At 38.9% G+C, this 12,238-nt stretch carries 11 protein-coding genes and 1 other annotated feature; of the genes, 9 read left to right on the forward strand and 2 right to left on the reverse strand.

The genetic code is table 11. From position 1 onward, the window contains the following. The first annotated feature begins 47 nt into the window (after positions 1 to 47). From AN619_RS11800 to AN619_RS11825, 6 genes are all read left to right on the forward strand, one after another. Positions 48 to 2,285, forward strand: coding sequence for a methyl-accepting chemotaxis protein (locus AN619_RS11800; RefSeq protein WP_068557210.1), 2,238 nt, complete (start codon positions 48 to 50; stop codon positions 2,283 to 2,285). Between the two features lie 138 nt (positions 2,286 to 2,423). Next, entirely contained in the window at positions 2,424 to 3,326 is a 903-nt protein-coding gene (pstC, locus tag AN619_RS11805; protein ID WP_068557212.1) for a phosphate ABC transporter permease subunit PstC, read from the forward strand. Beyond that, entirely contained in the window at positions 3,326 to 4,225 is a 900-nt protein-coding gene (pstA, locus tag AN619_RS11810) for a phosphate ABC transporter permease PstA (RefSeq protein WP_068557213.1), read from the forward strand. The genes pstC and pstA overlap by 1 nt, the downstream gene beginning before the upstream one ends. A 22-nt stretch (positions 4,226 to 4,247) precedes the next feature. Next, positions 4,248 to 5,003 (forward strand): phosphate ABC transporter ATP-binding protein PstB, encoded by a 756-nt coding sequence (gene pstB, locus AN619_RS11815; protein ID WP_068557216.1) that lies wholly within the window; start codon positions 4,248 to 4,250, stop codon positions 5,001 to 5,003. A 17-nt stretch (positions 5,004 to 5,020) separates the two neighbouring features. Continuing rightward, entirely contained in the window at positions 5,021 to 5,671 is a 651-nt protein-coding gene (gene phoU / locus AN619_RS11820) for a phosphate signaling complex protein PhoU (protein WP_068557218.1), read from the forward strand. 85 nt (positions 5,672 to 5,756) lie between these two features. Continuing rightward, positions 5,757 to 6,092, forward strand: a complete 336-nt coding sequence (locus tag AN619_RS11825; RefSeq protein WP_068557220.1) for an ArsR/SmtB family transcription factor — start codon at positions 5,757 to 5,759, stop codon at positions 6,090 to 6,092. A 93-nt stretch (positions 6,093 to 6,185) separates the two neighbouring features. Here AN619_RS11825 and AN619_RS11830 read toward each other — a convergent pair whose 3' ends face one another. After that, entirely contained in the window at positions 6,186 to 7,619 is a 1,434-nt protein-coding gene (locus tag AN619_RS11830; RefSeq protein ID WP_068557222.1) for a rhomboid family protein, read from the reverse strand. Positions 7,620 to 7,822: 203 nt separating this feature from the next. Next, positions 7,823 to 8,038: a binding site (T-box leader), on the forward strand. A 79-nt stretch (positions 8,039 to 8,117) separates the two neighbouring features. Here AN619_RS11830 and argS point away from each other — a divergent pair. After that, positions 8,118 to 9,818 (forward strand): arginine--tRNA ligase, encoded by a 1,701-nt coding sequence (argS, locus tag AN619_RS11835; protein WP_068557223.1) that lies wholly within the window; start codon positions 8,118 to 8,120, stop codon positions 9,816 to 9,818. A gap of 96 nt (positions 9,819 to 9,914) precedes the next feature. Here the strand turns inward: argS and AN619_RS11840 are convergent, their stop codons facing one another. Further along, positions 9,915 to 10,109, reverse strand: a complete 195-nt coding sequence (locus tag AN619_RS11840; RefSeq protein ID WP_068557225.1) for a hypothetical protein — start codon at positions 10,107 to 10,109, stop codon at positions 9,915 to 9,917. 321 nt (positions 10,110 to 10,430) lie between these two features. Here AN619_RS11840 and AN619_RS11845 point away from each other — a divergent pair, with 321 nt between their 5' ends. Continuing rightward, positions 10,431 to 11,291, forward strand: a complete 861-nt coding sequence (locus AN619_RS11845) for a DUF6385 domain-containing protein (protein ID WP_068557228.1) — start codon at positions 10,431 to 10,433, stop codon at positions 11,289 to 11,291. A gap of 167 nt (positions 11,292 to 11,458) precedes the next feature. Continuing rightward, positions 11,459 to 12,145: a DUF6385 domain-containing protein gene (locus AN619_RS11850; protein ID WP_068557230.1), complete on the forward strand. Its 687-nt coding sequence runs from the start codon at positions 11,459 to 11,461 to the stop codon at positions 12,143 to 12,145. Positions 12,146 to 12,238 lie beyond the last annotated feature (93 nt).

Raw genomic sequence — 12,238 nt, forward strand, 5'->3', positions numbered from 1 at the left:
CTGAAAAAGGACTCCACAACAGAATATACGTCTGAGGAGAGATGAAGATGCTAAGCAAAAAGGTGCAGTGGAAAGAAAAAATCTGCATTTGCTGTAATCGTATTTTTAAAAAACTAACCAAGCACCCTGCAGGCAAAAAAGGCTGCAAAATGATGCAAGAAAGATTCCGCCAAATGATAGAATATCTTTATAATTTCATGGGATCTCCCCTACGAAAAAACATGAGTTTCCATATCCCCTTGAAAAATTCAGACATGTCTTTGCGAAAACAGTTGATGATCGTCTTTATGATGATATCTATTCTACCTGTTGTGTTTATGGGCGTTGTTACTTATAAGAAAGTACATACACAGGTCAATATGGCTCAAGAAAAAATGCTTGCTGCCTATGCCGAAGGGATCAAAGGGAATATCGATACAACCATTGGCAGTGCTGAAAATATTTTAAAAGGTTTGGCAGCCCAATCAGATTTGCTTGTATTATTGGAAGATATCAATGGAGATGGTGCTCTCAATGACGTGATTAAGCTAAACAACATTTTGCTGTCTTTAAAAAATGCCGTAAAGAGCTCTGAAAAACTTTATGAAACTATATTCATTACAGATTTGAGGGGAAACATTGTCGCTGATGGATCTCCTTACAGGGAAGTTTATACCAAAATGAATATTACAGAGACAGAGTATTTTAAAAAGATAAAAGAAGGAAACAAATTTGTCATTGGGGAACCAATGAGATCGAAGGCTACGGGCAGAATTGTCATCCCGGTGGCAAGATCCATTGATAGTTTAGCCAGCCAAATGGGTGTAATGGTAGTGATGTTTGATTTAGAGAAATTTACAAGTCCCATTCGGAATGTACAACCTGGCGAAACCGGATATGTTTATATTGTAAATGAAAAAGGGATCATCCTCCATCATAAGGACTTTGAAAAATTATTGACAAAAGATGAAAGCAGCTTTATTCAAGAGAAAATATTGGATTTTAAAAAGAACAAGAATTTCATGGGCGGGGTAGACGGTTATGCATCAAAGAATGACAGGAGAATTGCTGCCTATCAAAAATTGCAAAATGCAGATTGGTTAATCGTGGCAACAATTAGTAAAAATGAATATGAAAAAAGTATTATGGTCATCCGAAATTTTATGGGTGTAATCATACTAGGCTTAGTGGGTATCAGTTTCATGGTATCTTTGATATATTCCAAGGCCATTACTGTACCTATCGGACAGTTGGCGCAATTAATGAAAAGAGTGTCTGAAGGAGATTTAAAAGTAAAGGCAGACTTTCGTACCAGCAGGGAAATCGGCATGCTCAATGACAGTTTTAATGATATGCTTGCAAATTTGCACAGACTTATTGAAGAAATTATAGTGGCTTCTTATCAAGTTTCTGATGCAGCCCATAAAATTTCTGAAGTTTCCTATCATGTTTATGGGTTTGCGACCCATGTGGCTAAAACTGTTGAAGAGATAGCAACAGGGGCTGAGGAGCAGGCACGGGATGTGGCAATAGGTGTTCATAAAATAGACAGGTTGGCGGATGCTATTTACTGTGTAAATGAATGTACGGAGGTGATTACCAAGGCTTCCAATGATGCGGATAAAGTAGTTCATGACGGATTTGGCCAGATTAAGATTTTAAGTGAAAAATCTAAAGAAAGCCATCAAATTTCCATGAAGATTCATAAAGTTGTGATGGAATTTATGGAAGAAATGCAGCGAATAGGCGTGATTGTAAATACCATTAACAATATTGCAAAACAAACCAATTTGCTTGCCCTCAATGCGGCAATCGAATCGGCCAGGGCAGGGGAAGCGGGGAGAGGTTTTGCTGTAGTGTCCGAGGAAATCAGAAAGCTGGCAGAACAAGCTTCACGACAGACGGAAGGCATTCAAAAAATAATTGATGAGATAGGTAAAAAAGCTAAAAATATAGAATGTGTTGTGGAAGAAAACGAAAAGATTGTAGAACAGCAGAATGGAGCTGTAAAGGATACAGAGAGAGCTTTTGAGATGATTTTGAGAGCAACCTGTGAAATGTCTTCAAATGTCCAACATATTCTTGCCGCCATTGAACAAATGAATGGGGAAAAGGAAGAAATTATTCAAACTGTATCGGCAATTTCAAGAATTGCTAATGAAACTTCTGCAGCAGTCCAGAGAGCAAATGTAACAACACAACAGCAATTCACAACGGTGGAAGAAATGAAGGGTTATGCAAATAATTTGAAGATATTGGCTCAAAACTTAAAAGAATCTATCGATGCATTTCAGATAGAAACTTAACAGAAACTTAACAAAAATAATAAAAAAATAACAAGAACAAATCATAATATCATGATACAATTTTAAAAGAAATCAAATTAATTATCTTTGGCAATATTGCCGAAGATTTTTTCTTCCCAATGGAATAGGAGGATTACCATGAAAAATGAACAAAAAAGAAAAGACAGAGGGAGAATTGGAGAATTTACTATTGAAACTATTTTAAGATTTTTTGCAGGCATATCTATTCTAACAACCATAGCCATTGTGTGGACACTTTTCAGTGAGACTATTATTTTTTTTAAAGAAGTATCCATTACAGAATTTTTTACCGGTACAAAATGGACGCCCACCTTAGAACCCAGGCATTTTGGAATTTTGCCTTTATTTGTAGGTACAATGATGATTGCCATAGGGGCCAGTATCATTGCTTTACCCTTTGGTTTGGGCAGTGCTATTTATCTAAGTGAGTATGCACCGAAAAGAGTTCGGAAAATCATTAAGCCATTGCTGGAAATATTGGCTGGCATCCCGTCTATTGTATACGGTTTTTTTGCCTTAACTTTTATTACGCCAATATTGCAGAAATTTTTGCCGCAGACTCAGGTTTTCAACGCAGCCAGTGCTAGTATTGCCGTAGGCATTATGATTATACCTATGGTAGCCTCTCTGAGTGAAGATGCTATGATGGCTATTCCAGATTCTATCCGGCAAGGAGCCTATGCCCTTGGATCTACAAAATTTGAAGTGGCAACCAAGGTAATTGTTCCTGCAGCTTTGTCTGGTATTGGATCCGCTTTTGTTTTGGCTGTTTCCAGAGCTATTGGAGAAACAATGATTGTGGCCATTGCGGCAGGACAAAGTCCTGTGCTGACTTTTAATCCACTAAAGAGTATCCAGACAATGACAGGGTTTATGGTAAATATCAGTCTTGGAGATATCCAGCACGGTACCATAGAATACAAGACTGTATTTGCCGTAGGAGCAATGTTGTTTGTGATTACCTTTGTAATGAATATAATTGCCAAAATGATTGTAAATAGATATAGGGAGGAGTATTAATGGAAGTTAGGACAGAGCAAAATATCTACAAGCAAAAAAAGTCGAGAAACATACGTATTCGAAAAGCAAAAAATATAATATTTTACAGTATAATTCTGGGTGCGACAGGTTTTGGCATCCTCGTTTTAGGCTTACTGCTGTATCAGATTTTAAAAACAGGATTAGCATGGCTTAGTATAGATTTTATCATGAATATGCCTTCAAGATTTCCTCAAAAGGCAGGTATCAAGTCGGCTTTGGCTGGGAGCATTTGGGTTATATCCCTTACAGCTCTTTTCTCATTTCCTCTTGGTGTAGGTACAGCCCTTTATTTGGAAGAATACTCCCAGAAAGGAACATGGTTGAATAAATTGTTGCAGTTGAATATCTCCAATTTGGCGGGAGTACCATCTATCGTATATGGAATGCTGGGTTTAGCAGTCTTTGTGAAAATGCTTCAATTTGAACGAAGTATTTTGTCGGGGGCATTGACCCTAACGTTGCTCATTTTACCTGTAATCATCGTAGCCTCCCAGGAGGCCATTCGAAGTGTACCAGAAACTTTAAAGCAAGGGTCCTTTGCTTTAGGAGTTACGAAATGGCAAACAATTACTGGAGTTGTTCTGCCTTATGCTTTGCCGGGTATCTTAACGGGATCAATTCTAGCTATTTCTAGAGCTATGGGAGAAGCAGCCCCTCTGATTATGGTAGGAGCTGCAGGGTATGTTGCTTTCTTGCCAAGTAGCCCCTTGGATTCCTTTACTGTATTGCCAATACAGATTTTTAACTGGACATCAAGGCCTCAAGAAGAGTTTAAAAATATTGCTGCAGCAGGAATTATTGTTTTAATGGCATTACTGCTCTTTGCCAATGGGGCCGCAGTTATGCTAAGGAATAAGTATCAGAACAGGATGGATTAACAGATTTTCAGGAGGGTAGACGATGGAAATCAAAATAAAAGTAGAGAATCTAACTTTTTATTATGGGAATTTTAAAGCTTTGGATAATATTTCTATAGACATAGAGGATAGAAAAATTACTGCGTTGATAGGACCGTCGGGATGCGGCAAATCAACATTTATCAGGACTTTAAACAGGATGAATGATTTGATTGCGGGAACAAAAGTAGAGGGAACAATTTTATTGGATGGAAAAGATATTATGAAAAATGAAATTGATGCGGTGGAGCTGAGAAAACGTGTGGGGCTGGTCTTTCAAAAACCGAATCCCTTTCCCAAATCTATCTATGAAAATGTAGTCTATGGGCCAAAAAGACATGGGATAAAAAATAAAGCCCAGTTGGATGAAATTGTAGAAAAAAGTTTACAAGGAGCAGCCCTGTGGGATGAGGTAAAAGATAAACTCCATGGATCGGCATTGGCTTTATCGGGAGGACAACAGCAAAGACTATGCATTGCCAGATGTTTGGCAATGCAGCCGGAGGTGTTGCTGATGGATGAACCTACATCAGCGCTGGATCCTATTGCAACGATGAAAATTGAAGAGCTTTTTGAAACGTTGAAAAAAAATTATGCCATTGTGATTGTGACCCACTCTATGCAGCAAGCAGGAAGAATTTCAGACAATACTGGTTTTTTCTTAAATGGGGAATTGGTAGAGTTTGGACAGACGGATATTTTGTTTACGAAACCTAGGGACAAAAGGACAGAAGATTATATTACGGGAAGATTTGGCTAAGATAGGGGGAATAGAAAATGAGGGAGCATTTTTTAAAGGAATTAGAAATATTAAAAATGATGTTTTTGCAAATGGGAGAAAAGGTTCAAGAAGTTATTTGTAAAGCTGTAGAGTCTTTAAAGGAACAAAATTTAGAAAAAGCCCGATGGGCAATCCAGTTGGATGATGAAGTAGATAAACTGGAAAGAGAGATCGAAAATAAATGCATGTCTTTAATCGCTTTGCAGCAACCTATTGCAAAAGATTTGAGAAGAATTGGAGCCATCTTAAAAGGGATTACGGATATGGAGCGCATTGGAGATTATGGTGTAAATATTGCAAAAATTACATTAAGCATAGGAAATGAAAAATTAATCAAGCCTTTGATTGATATTCCCAAAATGGCAACGATCATTGAAACAATGCTTCAGAACAGTATAGAAAGTTTTATGAAAGAAGATATTCATATGGCTAAAAAGACGGCTGAAATAGATGAAGCTGTGGACCATTTATATAAAGATATTTATGAGGAATTGCACAATATATTATCTCAGAATCCAATGGGTGCCAATCAAGCCACTTCCTTGCTGTTAGTCGCAAGATATCTTGAAAGAATTGCAGATCATACTGTAAATATTTGTGAAAGAACAATTTTTATGGTAACAGGAGATCGGGTTGAAATCAACTAAGTGCTGATATAAAATATAACATAGTATAATGATAGGAAAATATCTAAATACTATGATATATTTTATATGAAAAGAGGTATGAAATATGCAGATCAAATTAGATCAAGAAGGTATTTTGCGGTTGAAATTAATCAGCAAATTTTTCAAAGGGTTCGCAGATTACAGCAGGCTTTGTATATTTGAAAGTCTTATGGAAGGAGAAAAGACTGTAACGGAAATTATTGAATTTACAGGATTCAGTCAATCAAAGATATCCAATCACCTAAAGTGCCTTAGAGAAAGTGATTTGGTGGAGGCAAGGCAGGAAGGCAAGTTTATTTATTACAGCATGAAGGATGAGAAGATAAAAACTATCTTTCAGTTGGCAAAAGAAGTTATGAAAGATATTTCAGAAGAAAAGTTAAACTGTATGAAATATTAAGGGAAAGGATCGTATCGGGACAAATCAAAACGATGAATCCAAGCAAGGCAGTCCATAAAAGAACTGCCTTGCTGTTGTGATGGCATTTGAAAATTACTGGATTTTTTCCAGCTCCTGCAAAAACTGCCTAGCCATTTCATCTTGGGGATCCAGTGCCAGGGCACGCTCCAGATGGTGCCGGGCAGCAGGGATATTGCCTTTGCGATAATATACATAGGCTAGATAATATGGGAACTCTGCTACATCAGGGTTTAGGGACATACCCTTTTCCAAATGTTCTTGCCCCTTTGCAAGATTTTCTTCCCGAAGGTAGCCAACTCCCTTGTGAAGATGGTATTGCCAAGTATCCTGCTGAATTTTTACTCCTGTCCAAAGGGAGGTTATAAACAGGAGCAAGACAAGGATTTGAGGGATAAGTCTTTTTCTCCCAATCCATTGTTCCTTTTTTAATCCAAGGGCCCAGCTAGCCAAAAAGCCTCCGAAAAAACCACCCAGATGGGCAAAGTTGTCAATGCCCGGTGTAGTTAAACCAAAGATAATGTTGATGAGCAGCAAGGACACCAAATTTAGCCCGTATCGTGCTGAAAAAATGGCCGGCCTGCGTATGCCGAAATAGATATAAGCACCCATAAGGCCGAAAATGGCCCCGGAAGCCCCCGCCGATACGGCGTTGCTGAATAGAAAGCTTTCTAGGCTGCCAAAGATGCCGGCGATAAGATAGATGGCTAAAAACTTCAAAGTGCCGTAGATGGCCTCCACGTCTTTTCCTAACATGTTCAAGGCATAGCTGTTAAACATCAAGTGTAGGATGCCGATGTGAAGAAACATGCTTGTAAACAGTCGATAATATTGCCCATCTGCAATTAAAGGATTGTATTTGGCCCCAAATTCAATCAAATGATAGGTATCGGTAGTGCTACCCGTAAGGGACATATACAACCAGATGAGGATATTTACCCCTAGGAGCAAAGTGGTAACATAAAATTTCTTTTTGGGGAAATAGTATCCTTTTGTCTGTTTTGTGGCACTTTCTATTTCCAAAAGATCAATGTATTCTGGCTCTTCCCAGGGGATACGGGCGAGACAGTCTGTTAGAAAAGAGACGATTTGTTCTTGATCCTCGAAATTGGAGTAAGGTCTGATGATCTGCCCCGAAGGCAGATGAATAAAAATCAATTGAAGATTGATTTTTTCTTCGTCTATCCATTGGCAAAGATCCTTCAGTTGATTCCATTGTTCTTGGATATCATGGTTTTCTAGGAGCAGAATTTTATAAAAAAATAGTTTTTTCCATCGGTTGTTGATCTGGATTTTTTTAATGGAAGTATAGAGATGATTTTTTTGTCCTTCGAAGGAGCGTTGCAGAAACAAGTCTCCATTTAGAAATTCTAAAAAATATTCTTGAAACCATAATTGCTTATGGAGTATAACATCGGTGATGTCTTTTATCGGTTGATAGGGATAAAGAAAGAATTCTTTTTCCTCAATAAAGTATTTCATGAGCAGTGCAGTAGATTTCTCAAACAAAGTCAACCCTCCAAAAACTGTATTTATTTTATTGTACCATATTCCAATCATGGCGACTTTAAAAAAATATAAGCGTCCGAGGCTGTGGCATGCAATATTTGTCAAGGACGGTGGCGTCATACAAAAAAGGAGCATAGAAAATTCAATGATAAAAAGACTTGATTTGGTAAAAAATATATGATACATTAATATTCAAAATTAAGACGTTGTCGATGATGAGGAGAGTAAATCTTAGCAATGTATGGCAGCGAGCCGGAGTTGGTGGAAGTCCGGCATACGGCTATGATTGAAGCGCACCTCTGAGATTTTTGCTGAAGGTGCCAGTAGGCAAAACGGATTCCCTCCGTTATAGGGGAGCAGAGTGGGTACAATTTGTACCAATAAGAGTGGTAACACGGGATATGACTCTCGTCTCTTGCATGGAGGGGCGGGGTTTTTTTATTTGAAATCAATGTGAAAAAGTATATATGCTTGAAGGTTTGAAGGAGGAGATAAAAAATGATTGATTTTAAAAAGGAGATTGCAAAAGTTCTAACGGATCAAATTGATCAACTGGAATATGATCAAGTGTTGGAGATGATCGAAATTCCACCGAATCCGCAAATGGGGGATTTTGCTTTTCCCTGTTTTAAGCTGGCCAAAACTCTTAGAAAATCTCCCAATATCATTGCCCAGGAAATTGTTGAAAAGATAGGAAAGGCAGATTTGTTTGAAAAGATTGAAAATGCTGCTGCCTATGTGAATTTTTTCATTGACAGGACCATCTTTGCCAAGTCCGTCATTGAAGAGGTATTCCATCAAAAAGACAAGTTTGGCGCATCAGCCATGGGAGAAGGAAAGAAGGTAATTGTAGAGTACTCTTCGCCCAATATCGCAAAGCCCTTCCATATCGGCCATATCAGAACTACGGTTATCGGCCATGCCATCGCCAATATTTATAACTATTTAGGGTACCATGTGATTACGATTAACCATTTGGGGGATTATGGTACACAATTCGGAAAATTAATTGTAGCCTTTAGAAATTGGGGCGATGAAAAGGAAGTGGAAGCAGAACCCATCCCTGCCCTCTTAAGGCTCTATGTAAAATTCCATGAAGAAGCGGAAAAGAATCCTTCTCTGGAAGATGAAGCAAGATTATGGTTTAAAAAGTTAGAGGAAGGCGATGAGGAAGCTTTAAGATTATGGCAGTGGTTTCGGGATGAAAGCCTCAAAGAATTCCATCGTGTATATGACATGTTGGGGATCCGATTTGATTCCTATGCCGGAGAAAGTTTTTATTCCGACAAAATGCCCAAGGTGCTAAAAATCATGGAAGAAAAGGGGTTGCTGAAGGAGTCAAAGGGAGCTGAAATTGTTGATCTGGAACCCTATGGCATGCCGCCGGCCCTCATCCGAAAGAGTGATGGTTCAACCCTCTACATTACACGGGATATCGCTGCTGCCATTTATCGAAAAGAACATTATGATTTCTATAAGAATATTTATGTGGTTGGGTCCCAGCAAATCCTGCATTTTCAACAGTGGATCAAGATTATTGAGTTGATGGGCTATGACTGGGCCAAGGACTGCGTACATGTACCTTTTGGCATGGTAAGCTTGGAGGAAGGAACCATGTCCACAAGAAAAGGCAGAGTAGTTTTCCTGGAGGATGTTTTAAATAAGGCAGTAGAAAAGACAAAGGAAATCATCGGTGCCAAAAATCCTAATCTGGAAAACAAGGATGAAGTGGCAAAACAGGTAGGCATCGGAGCCGTAGTATTCCAAGAGTTATCCAATAACCGGATCAAGGATTATGTTTTCTCTTGGGACAAAACCTTATCCTTCGAAGGGGAAACAGGACCTTACGTGCAGTATACCCATGCCAGGGCTTGCAGCATTTTAAGAAAAGCTGAGGTGGGACTTGATGAAAAGATCGATTATCGTCTGTTGTCCAATGAGGATGCCATGAATTTGGTCAGACTGATCCAGCAGTTTCCCACAGTAGTTGCAGACGCTGCCAGAAAGTATGAACCTGCCATAATTACAAGACATATTGTGGATGTGGCCCAGGCTTTTAATAAATTTTATCATGATTGTCCCATTATCGTGGAAGATAAGGCATTGCAAAAAGCAAGGGTTTCCCTTGTTTATGCTGTAAAGCAAGTGATTCGAAACGGATTGGCTTTACTGGGAGTAGCTGCACCAGAAAAGATGTAAAGGATCAAAAAATCACAGTTTTTGCGAAAGGCAAGACTGTGATTTTTGCTTATGGTATCGATTTATAGAATATGATACAGGAGAATTTCTACATTATTATTTTTGCAAATATAAAAGGAATTCTTCTTCCGTTGTGTCAGCCAACTCGCTCAATTGTTTGACAATGCTGTCTTTTAAATTGATGAAGGAAGCAATTTTTGTGTTTTCTCCTGTATATTCAAGGGCTTTGATAATCATCAACATATCTTTTTTTGAAATTTCTTCAATGGATATTCTGTCAAATTGTTCCATATAAACCACCTTTCTTACGTAAACATGATATATGCAATAATTCGATAAAAATCGGTCAAAACCTTCAAAAACTGATAAAATCTTTAAAATTTGATTATTATCTTTTTTTTTCCAAAATGGTCTGTAATACATGAACATGAAATAGGGGATGGGAATAAGATAAAGTAGAAAGACAAGCGTGGTGCTTCAGATTTTATATTTTTTATGATATATAGGAAATAGTGAATCTACAGATAGACAGAAAGATGTGTGGCTTCTGTAACGGTGCACGGCAGCCAAAGGCACAGAAGGTTTTTGTTTTTTTCAAGGGGGGAAGTAATTGTGGGCGTAATCAGCATCAAGAGCCAGGTCTATACGGCACAAGTCAGCAAAAATGAACCCTTTACCGTTTTTGGCTCTCTGAAATCCATGTTCTTGGGGAGGCTCAACAGAGAGAAGGTTAATCGTATACTCTTAAAGTTTTCTTTGCATGAAATTCCATCAGACGTAGAAATTTTGAAGGCAACCCTAAAAATTTATGTTCAATTTGCCGGCCTTCAAACAATGGAAGATTTTACACCTTATCCATTGACAGAGGATTGGTCGGTGCATACGCTCAACTGGCACAATCAACCACCCTTTGACAGCAATATCCGAGGAGAGACAGTAAGAATTACAAGGGAAGGCTTTTACACCTTTAATATTACGAACCTGGTGGAGAAGTGGTATCAGAAGGAAATACCGAATTTTGGCATAGTTTTAAAAGGTATGGAGCTGGAAGATGATACCCAGAAAAGGGTGACAACCATTATTCATTCACCCTTGGAACCCGCCGTAGAGATTTGTTATGCCCCGAAGGTCAGCTGTCAATGCATATGTAGCAATGGAACTGCGTTTATAGAAAAAATTGAAGTTTTGGATACAGATCAGTTTTTTCGATATTCTTCCTCCAACAATACATCCCTGATAAAAGAAATAACTTATTTTGTACAAAATGTTGGAAATAAAGCTATGATTGCAAAGCTTCAAGTAAGTCCGGACAATGTGAACTATGTAGATGATCCCGGCTTTGTGGAACTTATGCCAGGGGAAATGAAGCCTTTGGTGCCCCGGTATTATGCAAAATTTACAAGGATAGCAGCAAAAAATATTTATGAGGGCGATACTTCAAAAATTAAGATATGGTATCAAGCACAGCAATAACGCAACAGTACCGACTTACATAAGCATTGTAGGTGCTTATGTCTTTTACTTGCCGAGAAAAGGGACAGGTATATTATTTCTCGGAGATTTGCCATGAAAGTGCAAAAAGGAGGGACCATTCATCATCATAAAACAGGCATAATGAAAGATTAAGGGAGGAGTAAGCTATGCCTAATCATTTGGTTTTCAACAATGTGGCGAAGGAGCTTCAAACACTGATTAACGGTGTAGACGGAGGGGGAACCGCAAGACCGATCCTTACGGATGCCAATGGCCGATTGGACTTGGGAACCGTAACGGTAACGGCCACAAACTTGGATATTCGACCTTTATCGGGGACTACGGATAGTATCACTGTAACGGCCACCGATTTTGATATCCGGCCATTGTCAGGTGCTACCGACAGCATCACTGTAACGGCTATTGATTTCGATATTCGACCTTTATCGGGAGCTACTGACAGCATCACCGTGACGGCCATCGATTTCGACATCAGACCTTTATCCGGAGCAACCGACAGTATCCAACTGTCATCCCGTCTATTTACAGAATCCAGCACGACCATTGCGGGCGTAACGGATTCAGGAGCAATTTTTGTACAAGAAACAGGAGAACAAAGCATGTATTCCTTCTATGTCTATAATACCGGCTCCAGCACCATAACCGTAAATCTGCAAATCAGTCCTACCACTGCCAGCAGTTATTTTGTTGATGACGGGAGCGGCGCGAAAGCGGTAGCGGCAGGGGAGAAGGCAGTTCTTGTGGCCCAGGAATTCCTGAGGTATACCCGTCTGTTCTATGAAACAGGAGGGGCAACAGCAACCTTTGCCGTATTCTACAATGCCCATGTATAATCCTATGGATGGCTGACTAAAATTCATTTTAGTCAGCCTTTATATTTTCACCATAGGGGGGATCAGAGAAATATTATGATAGTAGCAGGATGT

The organism is Thermotalea metallivorans, from assembly GCF_001562415.1.
Taxonomy (GTDB): Bacteria; Bacillota; Clostridia; order Peptostreptococcales; family Thermotaleaceae; genus Thermotalea; species Thermotalea metallivorans.